15 protein-coding genes are annotated in these 15,538 nt (G+C 73.7%); 12 read left to right on the top strand and 3 right to left on the bottom strand.

Features of this window, described 5'->3' with window-relative positions:
• Positions 1-267 precede the first annotated feature (267 nt).
• Positions 268-3,378 carry a tetratricopeptide repeat protein gene (locus ACGFSH_RS30635; protein ID WP_393354161.1) on the top strand — a complete coding sequence of 1,037 codons (3,111 nt, stop codon included), beginning with the start codon at positions 268-270 and terminating at the stop codon, positions 3,376-3,378.
• Between the two features lie 78 nt (positions 3,379-3,456).
• Here ACGFSH_RS30635 and ACGFSH_RS30630 read toward each other — a convergent pair whose 3' ends face one another.
• Positions 3,457-4,449, bottom strand: a complete 993-nt coding sequence (locus ACGFSH_RS30630; RefSeq protein WP_393354159.1) for an Ig-like domain-containing protein — start codon at positions 4,447-4,449, stop codon at positions 3,457-3,459.
• Positions 4,450-4,831: 382 nt separating this feature from the next.
• Between ACGFSH_RS30630 and ACGFSH_RS30625 the strand changes: the two genes are divergently transcribed.
• The 10 genes from ACGFSH_RS30625 to ACGFSH_RS30580 all read left to right on the top strand — a co-directional run bounded on the left by ACGFSH_RS30625 (position 4,832) and on the right by ACGFSH_RS30580 (position 12,801).
• Positions 4,832-5,110 (top strand): polyprenyl synthetase, encoded by a 279-nt coding sequence (locus ACGFSH_RS30625; RefSeq protein ID WP_393354158.1) that lies wholly within the window; start codon positions 4,832-4,834, stop codon positions 5,108-5,110.
• On the top strand, positions 5,103-6,155 hold the full coding sequence (locus ACGFSH_RS30620) for a polyprenyl synthetase family protein (RefSeq protein ID WP_393354156.1): 1,053 nt from the start codon (positions 5,103-5,105) through the stop codon (positions 6,153-6,155). Before ACGFSH_RS30625 ends, ACGFSH_RS30620 begins: the two co-directional genes overlap by 8 nt.
• Before the next feature lie 139 nt (positions 6,156-6,294).
• Positions 6,295-7,455 (top strand): oxygenase MpaB family protein, encoded by a 1,161-nt coding sequence (locus ACGFSH_RS30615; protein WP_393354154.1) that lies wholly within the window; start codon positions 6,295-6,297, stop codon positions 7,453-7,455.
• Between the two features lie 166 nt (positions 7,456-7,621).
• On the top strand, positions 7,622-8,467 hold the full coding sequence (locus ACGFSH_RS30610; protein ID WP_393354152.1) for an RNA polymerase sigma factor SigF: 846 nt from the start codon (positions 7,622-7,624) through the stop codon (positions 8,465-8,467).
• An 83-nt stretch (positions 8,468-8,550) separates the two neighbouring features.
• A complete protein-coding gene (locus ACGFSH_RS30605; RefSeq protein WP_329417587.1) occupies positions 8,551-8,721 on the top strand; it encodes a hydrophobic protein in 171 nt (56 codons plus the stop codon).
• A gap of 183 nt (positions 8,722-8,904) precedes the next feature.
• A complete protein-coding gene (locus ACGFSH_RS30600; RefSeq protein ID WP_393354151.1) occupies positions 8,905-9,708 on the top strand; it encodes an alpha/beta fold hydrolase in 804 nt (267 codons plus the stop codon).
• Positions 9,708-10,994 (top strand): PP2C family protein-serine/threonine phosphatase, encoded by a 1,287-nt coding sequence (locus ACGFSH_RS30595; RefSeq protein WP_393354149.1) that lies wholly within the window; start codon positions 9,708-9,710, stop codon positions 10,992-10,994. The genes ACGFSH_RS30600 and ACGFSH_RS30595 overlap by 1 nt, the downstream gene beginning before the upstream one ends.
• Entirely contained in the window at positions 10,991-11,329 is a 339-nt protein-coding gene (locus ACGFSH_RS30590) for an STAS domain-containing protein (protein ID WP_393354147.1), read from the top strand. Before ACGFSH_RS30595 ends, ACGFSH_RS30590 begins: the two co-directional genes overlap by 4 nt.
• 159 nt (positions 11,330-11,488) lie before the next feature.
• The gene (locus ACGFSH_RS30585; protein ID WP_393354145.1) at positions 11,489-11,980 is read left to right on the top strand and encodes an ATP-binding protein; all 492 of its coding nucleotides are present in this window, start codon (positions 11,489-11,491) and stop codon (positions 11,978-11,980) included.
• 164 nt (positions 11,981-12,144) lie between these two features.
• Positions 12,145-12,801 carry a dihydrofolate reductase family protein gene (locus tag ACGFSH_RS30580; RefSeq protein WP_393354143.1) on the top strand — a complete coding sequence of 219 codons (657 nt, stop codon included), beginning with the start codon at positions 12,145-12,147 and terminating at the stop codon, positions 12,799-12,801.
• Between the two features lie 61 nt (positions 12,802-12,862).
• Here the strand turns inward: ACGFSH_RS30580 and ACGFSH_RS30575 are convergent, their stop codons facing one another.
• Positions 12,863-13,231, bottom strand: a complete 369-nt coding sequence (locus ACGFSH_RS30575) for an STAS domain-containing protein (protein ID WP_393354141.1) — start codon at positions 13,229-13,231, stop codon at positions 12,863-12,865.
• A 252-nt stretch (positions 13,232-13,483) separates the two neighbouring features.
• Between ACGFSH_RS30575 and ACGFSH_RS30570 the strand changes: the two genes are divergently transcribed.
• Complete coding sequence (locus ACGFSH_RS30570; protein ID WP_393354139.1) at positions 13,484-14,374, top strand: YihY/virulence factor BrkB family protein; 891 nt, start codon at positions 13,484-13,486, stop codon at positions 14,372-14,374.
• Between the two features lie 24 nt (positions 14,375-14,398).
• Here the strand turns inward: ACGFSH_RS30570 and ACGFSH_RS30565 are convergent, their stop codons facing one another.
• Positions 14,399-15,496 (bottom strand): endonuclease/exonuclease/phosphatase family protein, encoded by a 1,098-nt coding sequence (locus tag ACGFSH_RS30565; RefSeq protein WP_393354137.1) that lies wholly within the window; start codon positions 15,494-15,496, stop codon positions 14,399-14,401.
• Positions 15,497-15,538: the final 42 nt, after the last annotated feature.

Below are 15,538 nucleotides of genomic sequence, written 5' to 3'. Positions count from 1 at the left end.
GCGAGCGCCGCGGTGCGGGTGGCGGCGTCGCTCCCCGGAGGCGCGAGCGGGCCGTCGTCGGCGTTCCCGGCGGGGCACGGCGTCTGCCGCGATCCGCCTGACGGCACGTGAGTTGAGGATCTACGGTGAACCTTGCGAAAACCTTGTGACGGCCGTCCGGCGCCGGCCCCGGAGCGCAGGGCGGAGGGTCGACGGCGACCCCGGCCCGGGGAGCGGGTTCTCCCGCCGCCGGTCCGCCGTGACCCGTCCGTCCCCACGTGAGGCACGATGAACCTGTACCTGCTCGGACCCCTGGAACTGCGCGTCGCGGGACGCGTCGTCGACGCCGGGCAGCCGCGTCGGAGAGCGGTCCTCGCGGCGCTGGCGGCCGACGCCGGACGCCCGGTCCCGGTGAGCACGCTGGTGGAACGCGTGTGGGACACCGACGCGCCCGACGGCGCCCGCTCGGTGCTCTACGCGCACATCAGCCGACTGCGCCGGCTCCTCGACGACACGGCGGCCGCGGCCGCGACGGAGGCCGCCGACGGGCAGGAACCCCCGGCGCCGCCGCGCATCGCCCGGACCGCCGGGGGCTACGTGCTGGAGGCGGACGAACGCGCCGTCGACCTGCTCCGGTTCCGCTCCCTCGTCGTCCAGGCGCGCGAGCCCCGCCTGGACGACGAGCGACGGGCCCGGCTTCTGGAGGAGGCGCTGCGGTTGTGGCGGGGCGTGCCGCTGGCGGGGCTGCCGGGAGCCTGGGCGGAGCGCACGCGGACCGCCTGGACGCAGGAGCGGGTGGAGGCCGCGCTCGCCTGGGCCCGTGCCCTGCTGAGACAGGACAAGCCGCAGGACGTGCCCACGGTGCTCCAGCCCTTATTGGCGGAGCACCCGCTGTGCGAGCCGCTCGCCGTGGCGGTGATCCGCGGCCTCGCCGACGCCGGACGGACCGCCGAGGCGCTGGACACGTACGCCGCGATCCGGCGCAGGCTCGCGGACGAACTGGGCGTGCCTCCCGGCCGCGAACTGCGGGAGGCCCACGAGGAGACGCTGCGCGCCGCCGGCCACGAGGAGGCGGCGGGCGGGGGACCGGCGCCCGCCGCCGGTACGGCCGCCCCGGCCGCCGTCGCCGTACCCGCCCAACTCCCCATGGCCGTCAGCCGCTTCAGCGGACGCGAGGAGCAACTGGCCGAACTCACCCGGCACCTGGTCCCGGACGGTCGCCGGGACGCCGGGGGGGCGGGATCGGCGGTGGTCGTCTCCGCCGTCTCCGGCACCGCGGGCGTCGGCAAGACCGCGCTGGCCGTGCGCTGGGCGCACCGCATGCGGGAGGCCTTCCCCGACGGACAGCTCTACGTCGACCTGCGCGGCTACGATCCGGACGAACCGGTCTCCGCCGCCCAGGCATTGGCCGGCTTCCTCACCGCGCTCGGCGTCCCCGGCCAGGAGATACCGCTGCGGCTCGACGAGCGGGCGGCGCGCTACCGCACGGCGGTCGACGGACGCCGGCTGCTCGTCCTCCTCGACAACGCCGCCTCCGCCGCGCAGGTACGCCCGTTGCTGCCCGGCAGCCCCACCTGCAAGGTCGTGATCACGAGCCGCGACTCGCTGTCGTCGCTGGTCTCGGTCCACGGCGCGCACCGCGTGATCCTCGACGTCCTCACCCCGCAGGAGGCGCTCACCCTGCTGCGCGTGCTGATCGGGCCGCGCGTCGACGCGGATCCCGCGGCCGCCGCCGCCCTCGCCGAACAGTGCGGGCGGCTGCCGCTGGCCCTGCGCGTGGCGGCCGAACTGGTGCTCTCGCGCCGCCGGGAGAGCCTGGCCCTGCTGGTGGACGAACTGCGCGACCACCGGCGGCGCCTGGACCTGCTGGACAGCGGCGACGGGGACCCCCGGGCCGCCGTGCGGGCCGTGTTCTCCTGGTCCTACGACCGCCTCCCCGACCAGGAGGCGCGTCTGTTCCGGCTGCTGGGCCTGCACCCGGGCCCCGACACGGACGTGCACGGCGCCGCCGCCCTGACCGGCGAGAGCGTGACACGGACGCGACGCTCGCTGGACGCGCTGGCCCGCGCGCACCTGCTGCACCCCAGCGGTCCCGGCCGCCACGGCATGCACGACCTGCTGCGCGCCTACGCCGCGGAACTCGCGGGCCGGCACGAGGAGAGGGCCGCGCGCGACGCCGCCGTGAACCGCCTGCTGGACCACTGCCTCGCGGCGTCCGCCGCGGCGATGGACGTGCTGTACCCGGCCGAACGGCATCTGCGTCCCGCCGTCGAGGCGCCCCGCACGGGGTTGCCGCCGCTGCGCACGGCCGACGAATGCCGCGCGTGGCTGCGCGCCGCGCAGCCCACGCTGGTGGCGCTGTGCTCCCGGACCGAGGAACCGGGCCCGTCCCGGCACACCGTGCGGATCGCGACCACCCTCCACCGCCACTACGAGCGCTCGGGGCACTTCGCCGACGCGCTGACCGTCCACACGCACGCCGTGCGCGCCGCCCGCGCGGTCGGGGACGTCCGCGGCGAGGTCGACGTCCTCGCCTGCGTCGGCGCGGTCCACCGGCGGCTCGGGGACTACGAGAGCGCCCGGCGCAGGCACGCCGACGCGCTGGCCCTGTGCCGTCGGATCGGCTACCGGGCCGGCGAGGCACGCCATCTCACCAATCTGGGCGTGCTGCACGAACTGCAGGGCGGGTACCGGGAGGCCGCCGAGCACCACGAGAGGGCCGTCGACCTGTTCCGCGCGGTGGGGGACGTCCACGGCGAGGCCGACGTGCTGAACAACCTCGGCATCGTGCAGGAACTGCTGGAGGACTACCAGGCGTCGATCGAGCGGTACCAGCAGGCGCTGGCCCTGTACCGGCGGACGGGCCACGCGTTCGGCGAGGCCAGCGCCCTCGGCAACCTGGGGATCCTCCTGGCGCGGCTGGGCGACCACGCGGCCGCGGCCACGCGCTTCGAGCAGGCCCTCACCCTGTTCAGGCGGCTCGGACACACCGGGGGAGAGGCCCACGCGCTGTCCGGCCTGGGGGACGCGCTGTGCCGCCGGGGTGCACACGAGGAGGCCGCGGAACGTCAGCGGCAGGCCCTGGCCCTCTTCCGGCGGACCGGGGAGCGGTACGGCGAGACGGGCGCGCTCAACGGACTGGGCGAGGCGCTGCACGGCGCGGGGCGGCACGCCGAGGCCCTGGAGGCGCACGCGGCGGCGCTGGAACTGGCCCGCGGCATCGGGGAGCAGGAGGAGCAGGCCCGCGCGCACATCGGCTCGGCCCTCGTCCGGCAGGAGCTGGGGGAAGGGACGAGCGCCGTCGGCCACCTGCGCGAGGCGCTCGCCCTCTACACCGCGCTGGGCTCTCCCCGCGCGGAGGAGACGCGCAAGACGCTCCTGTCCATGGCGGCCGGCTGACGGGACGATGCCGCAGCCCCGGCCGCGTCGGGCGGCGCCGCCCCCAGGGCGCCGCCGCCGGGCGTCAGAGCGTGCAGGTCAGAGCGCGGAGGTCGTCTGCTCGCCGGAGGCGCTGCCCGCGAGCCATTCGTCCCAGCCCAGGTTGAAGGCGGCGTAACCGTTGTCGGCCGGGGCCTTGGCCCGGGGCGACCCGGTGATGGTGACGGGATCGCCCTGCTTGACCTGGTCGTAGAACCACTTGGCGTCCGAGATGGACAGGTGGACGCAGCCGTGCGAGCCGCGCGCGCTGCCGCTGCCCGGGTTCGGGTCGCCGGTCGAGTAGTGCACATAGGTGCCGGACTGGGTCAGATGGACGTCCCAGGGCAGCGTCAGGTCGTAGAAGTTCGGGCTGCCCTTGTCGCAGCTGATGCCGACGCTGCAGGAGGTCATGTGGACCTCCTTCTCCTTGTCGATGACGGCCATCGTGCCGTTCCACGTCGGGTACTCGGCGCTGCCCGCGTTGATCGACAGCGTGCGCACGGCGCTGCCGTTGCGGGTCACCTTCATGGTGTGGCCGGTCACCGACACGTCGGCGCGCACATCGTCGCCGATCTTGAAGGTGTGGGTGTAGGCGCGCACGCCGAAGCGTCCGTTGCCGTTGGCGACGCCGTTCAGGTCCGCGTCGATCTTCACCGTGGTGCCGGAGGGCCAGTAGTCCTTGGGCCGCCAGTCGGCGCGCTTGTCGCCGAACCAGTGCCAGGCGCCGGGCACCGGCCGCGAGGCGCTCACCTTCATGTGCTTCTCGACCGTGGCCCGCGCCTTGGCCGCCACCGGGTCGGTGAAGACCACCGAGACCGGCATGGCGACGCCGACCGTGGTGCCCGTCTGCGGAGTGATCGTCTCCAGCAGCATCGGCGGTCCGGCCGGCTTGGTCGGCGAAGGCGAGGCGCTCGCCCGCGGTGTGCCCGAAGCCTTCGCGTCGCCGCCGCCGGCCTTGTCGCCGGCGCTCCCGGACCCACCGCAGGCCGTCGCGCCCACCAGCATCACACCCGTGACGAGTGCGATCCCTATGCCGCCCTTGCGCCGTCCCACGACCTGTCCCCGCTCTCTCGCCCTTCGGCCCCTACGGGCCCGACTCCCTCTCAGACGGCGACGGGACGATCCTGAGTTGCACGTGCCGCGTAAAAGATGTCCCAAGGCTCCCCGCCCGGACGCCCGTCCCCCCGCCGCGTGAGCAGGGCGGGTGCCCGTGCGCGCCGTGGCCAAACCCGGCCGCCGGCCCCCGTGTGCGACCGCCCCCGGCGAGGCCGACCGCCCGGTCCCCTCCACCGCCGCGCGGTCGTGCCGTCCGCACAGGCGAGCTAGTCGATCACCCGACCGTGAGTTCCCGCTCCGCCGCGCCCGCCCGGACGCCATGCTCCCGGGAGAGGCGCGTGACCGGCGTCGCCGGACGTCCTGACGGGTGGGGAAGACGATGACACGAGAAACGGGACAGCACGGCGGGCTCGACCAGCAGGCGGTGCTGCTTGCTGCCGGACTGGCGGACCTGGCGGTGAGCACGCTGGGCTCGGCCCTGGGCGCGGTCCGCGGGCTGCTGCGCCGCTCGGACGCCGCGGAACTCGCGGCGCAGGCCGAGCACGATCTGACGGCCCGTGGACGCCTGGTCCTCGACCGGTACGCGGCGGTGCCGCCCGCGCACCTCGAGATCCTCGCCCGCCGTGCCCAGACCCTCAGGTCCGCCGGCGATGTCTGACGGGTGGGAGCAGGCCGCGTTCAAGGCCCGCGTCGACGACGTGCTGCGCCGCTTCGTCGCTGAGGAGGCCGACGAGTTCGCCCGCGTCGATCCCCTCCTGGAGCCGGTGGCCGGGCAGTTGGAGGCGGCGGTCGGTGAGGGCAAACGGCTGCGGGCGGCCTTCTGCTACTGGGGCTGGCGGGCGGCCGGACAGCCGGACAGCGACGCGCTCGTGCGGGCCGCGGCCTCCATGGAGCTGGTGCACGCCGCCGCGGTGGTGCACGACGACCTCATCGACGACAGCCCCCTGCGGCACGGACGCCCCACGGCCCATGTCGCCCTGCGCGCCGCCGCGGAAGGGCGTCCGGGGGCCGACGCCACCGGGAGATCGCTGGCGATGCTGGTGGGCGACCTGCTCATGGCGCTCGCCGGGCAGCTGTTCGCCGCCAGCGGTCTGCCCGCCGCCTACCTCGCGCGGGCCCGTCCCCTGTGGACGGTGATGGCCCGTGAGCTGATCGCCGGCGAGTGCCTGGAGATCCTGCGCACCGGGGCCGGTCCGGACACGGCCGCGTCGTTGAAGGTGATCCGCTACAAGACCGCCAAGTACACCGTCGAGCAGCCGCTGTTGATCGGCGGCGCGCTGGCCGGCGCGGGCGCCCGGCTGCGCGAGGGCTACTCCGCCTACGGCCTGCCGCTGGGCGAGGCGTTCCAGCTGCGGGACGACCTGCTGGGGCTGTTCGGCGATCCACGCCGCACCGGCAAGGCCAACGCCGACGACGTACGCGGCAACCGGCCCACCGCGCTGCTGGCCGAGACCTGGCGCCTCGCCGGCGAGGCGGACCGCACCCGGCTGCGCGCCCTGCTCGGCCGCCGCGGCCCGGACGCCGGGGCCCTGGACGCGGTGCGCGAGGTGATGCGCCGGCTGAAGGCCCCCGACCGCGTCGAGGCCATGGTCGACGCACGCGTGGAGGAGGCGCTCGACGCACTGCGCGCATGGGGTGCGCCGTCACACGCCACCCGCGTCCTCACCCGCCTGGCCCGGTCCGCAACGGACCGGCCGGCCTGACCCGCCGTGCCGTCGACCGGCACGCACTCCGGAACGCACGCGGACACCCCGCCGTGCGACGACGACCCGTACCCGTCCGCCGACCGCCTCGCGCGCATGCGGTCCCGACAGGTCCAGCACCAGCAGCAAGGAGCCCCGCATGACCTGCACCGAGGCGTCGATGAACGCCCTTCGGCACGCCGGCGACGAACTCGCCGACGCGACCGTCGCCGCCCTCTTCGAACGCGGCGAGGTCGGCCGGTTCAACACCCTGATGCGCTACGTCTCCACCGCCGGCGCGCCCCTGCCGCCGGGCCTGCCCGACGTCGCTCGGGAGTATCTGGAGGCCACCGCCGCCCCGCCGTCCTGGGTGGACTGGTCGGAGATGGAGAAGGCGCGCCTGTTCTTCATCGACAACAACGTGCACATCTCCACCGCGCTCTCCTTCGCCTCCATGCCCGCCTGCTACGTCGTCCCGCACGTGGCGAGACTGCTGTCGGCCACCCACGGGCTGAAGTATCCCTCCAAACGGATGGCGGAGACGGGCCAGTTCACCGTCCACCTGATGCAGCCCGACGCCTTCGAGGCCGGCGGCCGCTTCCTGCCCGCCGCGCAGAAGGTCCGTCTCCTGCACGCCTCCATCCGCCACCACCTGCGACGCGAGAACAGGTGGGACGTCGACGCGCTGGGGACGCCGATCTGCCAGGAGGACATGATCGGCGGGCAGATGTTCTTCTCCCTGCTCGTGCTGGACAGCCTGCACCGCCTCGGCGTCCACATGTCGCAGGAGGGAGCGGAGGCCTACTACTACGCCTGGCGGGTCGTCGGCGCGATGCTGGGCGTCGACCAGAGCGCCGTCCCCGAGACCCTGGAGGAGGCGCGCCGGTTCCTCGACCTCTACATGATCCGGCACATGGGCCCCTCCGCCGAAGGCGCGCACCTGACCCGGCAGCTCATCGACCTCTACGAGGACGTCGTGCCCGGCACCTTCTTCGACCCGGTCGTCTCGGCCCTGATCCGCTACCTGGTCGGCGACACCTGCGCCGACTGGCTCGACGTCCCGCACACCCGGTGGGACACCCTCGTCAAGGCCGTGCCCCGGCTCCTCGGCGTGCTGGAGACGGTGGAGGATCGCTCCCCGCTCGGCGCCTGGGCCCTGGACCGGCTCGGCCATCTCACCACCGTGCTGGAGCTGTCGTCCCTCACCCGTGGCCGCGTCATGCACTACGCCGTCCCCGAACAGCTCAGGCCGGAGTACGGCCTCCCCGGCGCGACGCCCCGCACCCGCCGGTGGACCCCGCCGCCGGCGACCCTCGCCTGAACGCCCGCCGCCGCCCGCACCCCGCCGGGCCCGCCCCGCCGCGGTCCGGCACGGACAAGTGCACCCGCGACTGCATACAGGCGTGAGGCCGGGGTAGTCGCGCCGCTGTGCCGGGAGCAGGCGACCGGCGGCCTGAAGCGGGCTTTCTACGGTGGGAAGGTATGTCATGGCGCTCATGAGCACGACGGCAACGGACGCGCGGGTGCACGAGTTGCCGGAGGTCGCCGATCCCTCCCGGGTGGCCCCGAAGGACGCCCGCGCGCTGTCCAAGCTGTTCTTCGACCAGTTGGCGGTGCTGGAGGAAGGCACCCCGGAGTACAGCTACGCACGCAACACGCTGATCGAGATGAACATGTCCCTCGTCCGCTTCGCGGCCGGCCGGTTCCGCGGCCGGGGGCCGGAGGAGATGGAGGACATCGTCCAGGTCGGCATGATCGGCCTGATCAAGGCGATAGACCGCTTCGACCTGTCCCGGGAGGCGGAGTTCACCTCCTTCGCCATCCCCTACATCGTGGGTGAGATCAAGCGCTTCTTCCGGGACACCACCTGGGCCGTGCACGTGCCCCGACGCCTCCAGGAGGCCCGCGTCCATCTGGCGCGCGCCACGGAGGAGCTGCGCAGCCGCCTCGGGCGCACCCCGACGGTCAAGGAGCTGTCGGAGCTGATGAGTCTTCCCGAGGACGAGGTCCGCGAGGCGCGGCTGGCCGCGAACGGCTACAACTCCTCCTCTCTGGACGCCACGATCGGCGGCAGCGAGGACGGCGAATCGGCCCTTCAGGACTTCATCGGCGCCGAGGACACCGCGCTGGGGCTGGTGGAGGACTTCCACGCCCTGGCCCCCCTGCTCGGCGAACTCGACGACCGGGACCGGCAGATCATCCACATGCGCTTCGTCGAGGAACTCACGCAGGCCCAGATCGGCGAACGGCTGGGCGTCTCGCAGATGCACGTCTCGCGGCTGCTGTCGCGCACGCTCGCCCGGCTGCGCGAAGGCATGCTCACCCAGAACTGAGCACGCCGGCCGGCATCCGCCGCGGCCCGCTCGGCGTATCGGGGAAAAGTCCGGGAAGACGGAGGAAAAGGAGGTCGATGAGTATGGTTCCCCTGCTTCTCGTGCTGCTTCTCGCCGTCGTCCTTTTCGGCGTCGGTTTCGCCGTAAAGGTCCTGTGGTGGGTGGCCCTGGCCGTTCTGGTGCTGTGGCTGCTCGGGTTCGTCATGCGTTCCACCTCCGCCGGCGGCAGCCGCGGCCGCTGGTACCGATGGTGACCTGACCCGGCGCACCCGCCGGCGCGCAGGGACCGGCCGTCGTGACGGCCGGTCCCTGCGCGCGCCCCTGCGCCCGCGCACCGGCCCAGGCCCTCGTGTGCGGCATGTGAAGAAGACGGGTGCGGGGAGTGACGAAACGCGGCCGGGCGAGAGCAGGGCGCCGCGTCTGAGAGGGTGGGGCACATGGACATCGAGCGCAGGAACAACGTCACCGTCACCGGCAACCCGCAGGGGCGGACGGTGGTCCTGGCGCACGGGTTCGGCTGCGACCAGAACATGTGGCGGCTGACCGTCCCGGCTCTGGCGGCCGACTACCGGGTGGTGACGTTCGACTACGTGGGATCCGGCCGCTCGGATCCGTCCGCCTTCTCCGAGGACCGCTACGCCACCCTCGACGGCTACGCCCGGGACGTGGTCGAGGTGTGCGACGCGCTGGACCTGCACGACGCGGTCTTCGTCGGGCACTCGGTCAGCGCGATGATCGGGGTGCTGGCCGCAGACCAGGCGCCGCAGCGCATCGGAGCGCTGGTGATGGTCGCCCCTTCCCCCCGCTACATCGACGACGAGGGCTACCGCGGCGGGTTCAGCGCCGAGGACATCGACGAGCTCCTGGCGTCCCTGGAGTCGAACTACCTCGGCTGGTCGGCGGCGATGGCGCCGGTGATCATGGGCAACGCGGACCGGCCCGAACTCGGCGACGAGCTGACCAACAGCTTCTGCGCCACCGACCCCGACATGGCCCGCGTCTTCGCCCGGACCACGTTCCTCTCGGACGCCAGGGACGACCTGAAGACCGTCCAGGTGCCGACCCTGATCCTGGAATGCACCCAGGACGTCATCGCCCCCCGCGAGGTCGGCGCCTTCGTCCACGCGGCGATCCCCGGCTCGACGCTGGTCACGCTCGACGCGACCGGACACTGCCCCCACCTCTCCGCGCCGGAGGCCACCAACGAGGCGATCACCGCGTTCCTGGCCGGCCGACGGTGATGTGCCGCACCGGGCAGCAGCCCGAGCGGCAGGGCACGGGCGACGAGCGGACCGCCGACGCCGCCTTCGCCGCACTGCTGGAGGACAGCGCCGAGGAACTGTACGAGAACGCGCCGTGCGGCTATCTCTCCACGCTGATGGACGGCACCATCGCCAAGATCAACGACACCCTGCTCGGCTGGCTCCGCCTGGACCGCGACGCGGTGGTCGGCCGGATGCGCTTCGCCGACCTGCTGAGCGTGGGCGGCAAGCTCTACCACGAGACGCACTTCGCCCCGCTGCTGCGCATGCAGGGCGAGATCGGCGGCATCGCCCTGGAGGTCAAGAGGGCCGACGGCGCGCGCATCCCGGTACTGGTCTCCTCTGTGATCAAGCAGGGCGGCAACGGCGAACCCCTCCTGATCCGCACCACCCTGTTCGACGCCCGGGACCGCCGCGCCTACGAGGCCGAGCTGCTGCGGGCCCGCAAAGAGGCCGAGGAGGCGCGCAGACAGGCGGAGGCCGAACGCACCCGGCTCCAGGACGCCCTGGCCGCGCTCCAGCAGTCGCTGCTGCCCGACTCGCTGCCGCCGGTACCCGGAGTCGAGACGGCCGTCCACTACCGCACGGCGTCACCCGACCGGCTCGGCGGCGACTTCTACGACCTCTTCCCCGTCGACGGCAAGCGTTTCGCCTTCTTCCTCGGGGACGTGTGCGGCAAGGGCCCCCAGGCCGCCGCGGTCACCTCGCTCACCCGCTACACCCTGCGGGCCGCCGCCCTGCACGACCCGGACCCCGTCTCGGCGCTCTCCACCCTCAACAAGGTGCTGCACGAGCGCTACACCGGCGGCGACCCCCGCTACTGCACCGCCATATTCGGCATCGTCGAACCGGATGCCGCGACCGGGGAGGCCTGCGTCCGCATCGCCTCGGGCGGCCACCCCTCGGCCCTCGTCCTGCGCGCCGACGGCACCGCCGGCTTCCTGCCCACCCCGGGCGGCTTCCTCGTCGGCGCGCTGCCCGAGGCGCGCTTCGCCACCGCGGACACGGTCCTCGCCCCCGGCGACACCCTGCTGCTCTACACCGACGGCCTCACCGAGGCCCGCATCGGCGAGGACCGCGCCGACCTGTACGGGGACGAGGCCCTGCGCGATTTCACGGCCGCCCACGCCGGCAAGTCCCCGCACGCCGTGATCGAGGCCCTCACCGGCCTGCTGGACGACTTCGGCGACGGACTCGACGACGACACCGCCCTGCTCGCCCTCGGCGTTCCCGCCCCCGACCCCAGGACCACGACGCGCGTATGAGCCAGCTGAAGATCACCGCCCGAGACGCCGAGACAGGTCCCGTTCTGGAGATCGCCGGCGCGCTCGCCTATCCGCACGCCACCGAGCTGACCGACCTGCTCCCGACGGTCCCCCTGCGACCGGGCGGGCGTCTCGTCCTGGACCTGGCCGGCATGGACTTCTGCGACTCCAGCGGCATCAGCGCCCTCATCGCGGCCCGCAACCTGGCGCAAGCCGCCGGCGCCGAGGTCGCGCTGGCCGCCGTCCCCGCTCACACCGTGCGCGTCCTGCACGTCGTCGGACTCGACCAGATCTTCCCCCTGTACCCCGACAGCGACGCGGCGACCCGGCCCTGACGGGGCGGGCGGAACCCCCGGCGCGCGGGCGGTACGAGCCGCGCCGGGGCATCCCACGGTGTGGGCGACCGGTGCCCGGGTAGACGGGAGGAGGAGAGCAGACCGAAGCGCCGAAGAGCGGTGAACGCTACGAAAGAGACCCCTATGGTCACCCCGTTGGTGAAGCAGACTGCAGACGGACAGCGCGGGGACGACGGTACCCCGCTGCGCTACGGCGCGATCTGGGGGGACGGCGCCGCCCGTGCCGCGGACGCCCGCCACGCCTTGCGCGCCTTCCTCGGCAACGCCGGGCGCATAGGGCGCGCGGCGGTGCCGAGCACCCTGGCCGTCGACGCCGAACTCGCCACCAGCGAAATGGTCACCAACGCCATCGTCCACGCCCCCGGCCCCTGCGGAATGACCCTCGAGCTGACCGACGACGAACTGACCATCACGGTCTGGGACAGCTCCACCGAGAAACCGGCGCCGAAGAAGGTCGACCCCCGGCGCATCGGCGGTCACGGGATGCACCTCGTGCACACCGTCAGCGACAAGGTCGTCGTCGCCCTTCGCGCCACGGGAAAGCTCGTCACCGCCCATCTCTCCCTGGCCTCGAACCCGAAGGCCGCCGGCTTCGCCGGACCCGCCGTCGCGGGCCTCTTCCCCGGCTGACCACCGCGCCCCCGCGGCGCCCACACCGGGCCAGGGGGCCGACGTCTGCCTGCGGTCCGCGGCCCTGCCCTCCGGATCTTCCCCGAGCGCGCCCCGAGCGTGGACGCCCTCGCAGGGGACAGGATTCGGAGGCGGAGCGCTGCGACACGTCCGGAGGAGGACCCGTGAGCACGGTGATCATGCACAACGTGGTGTCGGTGGACGGCTTCATCGCCGACGACAACGACGAGGTCGGACCACTGCACGAGTGGTACTTCAGCGGTGACACGCCGATCCTCCCGGAACGCGAGGCGCAGGGGCCGCGGGAGGGCGACGGGGGAGCGGCCGGGGCGGAGGAGTTCGACCACTCCGGGGCGGGGCTCGGTTTCCGGGTCTCGCGGGCGTCGGCGGAGTACGTCCGCTCGATGTGGCAGTCGATCGGCGTGATCATCATGGGGCGCACCCTGTTCGACCTCGTGAACGGCTGGGAGGGGCAGCCGCCCGCGGGCGACCACGTGGTCGTGGTGTCCCACCGGCCCAAGCCCGAAGGGTGGCATCCCGAGGCGTCGTACCACTTCGTCGGCGACGTCGAGGCCGCGGTCGCCAGGGCCGAGGAACTCGCCGCGGGACGGGTGATCGCCGTCAACGCCGGTGAGGTCGGCAGCCAGATCCTCGCGGCGGGCCTCGTCGACGAGGTGGCGATGGACGTCGTGCCGGTCGTCTTCGGCTCGGGGAAACGCTACTTCGCGGGCATCGACGGCCCCCGGCTCTTGGAGGACCCGCACGTGATGATCCAGGGCGAACGGGTGCTGCACCTGCGGTTCAAGGTGCGCCGGGACTGAGTCCGGGGACCGGCTGTGGGCCGCGAGGGGCGCACCCCCGCGGCGACCGGCCCCCGGCGCCTCAGGCGTTCAGCGCCTCCTGGACGGTGGCGTGGCAGGTGATGATCTCGTCGATGCCCACCAGGTGCAGCAGACGCACGACGGACTCCTGGGCCCCGGCGATGCGCAGCCATCCCTGCGCGCCGCTCACCCGCCGATGCGCCGTGACGAACACGTTGATGCCGCTGGAGTCCATGAAACTCACGCCGCTGAGGTCCGCCACGATCCGCGGCGGCGGCAGCGCGCTGTCGTCGAACAGCAGCGCCTGGCTGAGGACGTCCTTGACGTCGTGGTCGATCTCGCCCTCGACGGTCACGACGAGGACGCCGTCGACCACGCGGGGCTCGACGGAAAGATGATTCGGCCGGTCTTCCCTGGGGATGTCGTTCACGTCTCCTCGGCTGCGCCTGGGCCTGCCCGCTCAGGGCGTGCTCGGACGATTCTGCCCCAGCAACGCGGCACCATGCACCTGTGAGGCCCCGCCCCGCACGGCCACGACAACCCGCACCGCCGTCGGACGCCGCCATGTCCTCGCGCTCCCTCGCCCGTCCGCGCGGATCGGCCCGGCGCCGGTCCGGCTATCGGCCACGCGGCGGGGTAGCCGGGACACGTACCGGAGGGCGTCGCAGGACTGGGGGACGGGTTGGCAGCGCAGGGTGGGAGCATCCCCGTCATCGACGACGCGGCCGCCGCGGACGGTCGCGCGGGCCGGTGGTGGGCGGCGCTGCGCCGCACGCCGGTGACCGTGTGGAACGACGACGTCACGGACTGGGCGGCCGCGCTGACCTACTACGCGGTCCTGGCCCTGTTTCCCTTGCTGCTGGTCATCCTGTCGATCCTGGGGCTGACCGTGCCCACGGCCAAGCCCGAGGTCATCGACCGGATGGCGCAGGCCGCCCCGGCCGAGTCGCGAGCCCTGCTGCGCAGCACCCTGCGGCAGATGTCCGAGCAGTCCTCCACGGCGTGGACGCTGATCTTCGCCGGCGGGACGGGAGCCCTGTGGTCGGGATGCAGCTACCTCAGCGTCTTCCGCAGGGCGCTGTACGCGATGCACCGGACCAGCGCGGACCGGCCGGTCTGGCGCACGGCGCCGCGCATCGTCCTGACGGCCCTGGTGCTGAGCACCCTGCTGCTCACCTCCACGCTCGCCCTGCTGCTCAGCGGCGGCCTGGCCCGGCGCCTCGGACACGTGCTGGACCTGGGGACCGCGCCGCAGGCCACGTGGGACGCCCTGCGGTGGCCGGTGGTGGCGGCCGTCGCGGTCGCCCTCGTGCTCGTCCTGTACCGGTCGGGGCCGGAGCGCTCGCGTCCCGTCGGGAGGATGGCCCCCGGCGGGACGCTGGCCGTGGTGCTCCTGCTCACGGTGTCGCTGGCCTTCGCCCTCTACACCTCCCACGTCAGCACCTACGACCGGCTGTACGGTTCGCTGGCCGGTGTGGTGGTGTTCCTGGTCTGGCTGTGGCTGTCCAACCTGGCCCTGCTGTTCGGAGCCCAGTTCAACGCCGAGCTGACCGGACCGGCCGACGAGGAGTGACATGCCGGCCGCCGGGCACGGCGGTCACCAGCTGACCGAGGCGGCGACCGGCAGGTGGTCGCTCGCCGTGGCCGGGAGCGACCACGAGCCGCGCGGTGTCACGCCGCGGACCAGGATCTGGTCGATGCGCACCACGGGGAAGCCCGCCGGCCAGGTGAAGCCGAAGCCGCTGCCGGCCGCCGCCTGGGTGGAGCGCAGCCGCGAGGCGAGGCCGTCGAAGGCGCGGTCGTCCAGGGTGCCGTTCAGGTCGCCGAGCAGCACCACCCGCGCGTTGTGCTCGGCGGCGACGGCCCGGCCGAGCGCGGCCGCGTTGCGGTCGCGGGAGCCGGTCCAGAAACCGGACCGGGGATTCACCCGCGCGGAGCCCAGGTGGGCCACGTACACGGCCAGCGGACCGTGGCGGGTGGTCACCGTGGCGCGCAGGGCCCGGGCGTAGGACGCCTTGACGGCCTCCGGCTTGGTGGCGCCCAGCGGCCCGTAGTCCGTCTCGATGTCGACGGTCCGGACGTCGCTCAGCGGCAGCGTGCTCCACAGCCCGACCGTGCCCCGCACCGCGTGGTACCGGTACGCCGCCGCCAGGCCCCGCTCGTAGACCGCCCCGGCCTGCGGGGTGATCTCCTCCAGGGCCAGCACGTCCGCGCCGGAGGCGGCCAGATCGCGGGCCGTGCCGGCCGGGTCAGGGTTGCCGGCCCCGACGTTGTGGGTGGCCACGACGAGGTCGCCGCCCGGGTGGGATCTGTCGCCGAGCAGCCCGCCGAAGAGGTGCAGCCACACCAGGGCCGGCAGCAGCAGGGCGACGGCCGCCGAGGCCGAGCGGCGCCACAGCGCGCCGGCCAGCAGCACCGGCACGAACAGGCCGAACCACGGCAGCACGGTCTCCACCAGGCTGCCGAGGTTCCCGACCCGGTTCGGGACCCACGCGTGCAGCAGCATGATCAGGCCCAGCAGCAGCGCCGCGGACGCGAGCAGCCGCCCGCGCCGCCAGGGCTCCGGCCGCGACGCGCGCAGGGCCGTCCGCCGGAGCACGCCCGCCCAGCGCGAGCCGGGGGGCGCTTGGCCGGCGGGCGGGGGCGGTGCGAGCGCTCCGGTGACGCCGTGCGGGTGTGAGGGAATGCGAGCCATGCGGCCCAGTGAACGGGGTGCCCTGTCGCCGGCGCGTATGCG

The organism is Streptomyces sp. NPDC048481 (genome assembly GCF_043200075.1).
Taxonomy (GTDB): domain Bacteria; phylum Actinomycetota; class Actinomycetes; order Streptomycetales; family Streptomycetaceae; genus Streptomyces.
The sequence above is the reverse complement of the archived record's forward strand: the minus strand, read 5'-3'. Positions and strand labels throughout refer to the sequence as shown.

Bases quoted from the DNA above. Each gene is read 5' to 3' on its own strand.
- ACGFSH_RS30635 (WP_393354161.1), top strand. From the start codon at position 268: ATGAACCTGTACCTGCTCGGACCCCTGGAACTGCGCGTCGCGGGACGC.
- ACGFSH_RS30625 (WP_393354158.1), top strand. From the start codon at position 4,832: ATGACACGAGAAACGGGACAGCACGGCGGGCTCGACCAGCAGGCGGTG.
- ACGFSH_RS30620 (WP_393354156.1), top strand. From the start codon at position 5,103: ATGTCTGACGGGTGGGAGCAGGCCGCGTTCAAGGCCCGCGTCGACGAC.
- ACGFSH_RS30615 (WP_393354154.1), top strand. From the start codon at position 6,295: ATGACCTGCACCGAGGCGTCGATGAACGCCCTTCGGCACGCCGGCGAC.
- ACGFSH_RS30610 (WP_393354152.1), top strand. From the start codon at position 7,622: ATGGCGCTCATGAGCACGACGGCAACGGACGCGCGGGTGCACGAGTTG.
- ACGFSH_RS30605 (WP_329417587.1), top strand. From the start codon at position 8,551: ATGGTTCCCCTGCTTCTCGTGCTGCTTCTCGCCGTCGTCCTTTTCGGC.
- ACGFSH_RS30600 (WP_393354151.1), top strand. From the start codon at position 8,905: ATGGACATCGAGCGCAGGAACAACGTCACCGTCACCGGCAACCCGCAG.
- ACGFSH_RS30595 (WP_393354149.1), top strand. From the start codon at position 9,708: ATGTGCCGCACCGGGCAGCAGCCCGAGCGGCAGGGCACGGGCGACGAG.
- ACGFSH_RS30590 (WP_393354147.1), top strand. From the start codon at position 10,991: ATGAGCCAGCTGAAGATCACCGCCCGAGACGCCGAGACAGGTCCCGTT.
- ACGFSH_RS30565 (WP_393354137.1), bottom strand. From the start codon at position 15,496: ATGGCTCGCATTCCCTCACACCCGCACGGCGTCACCGGAGCGCTCGCA.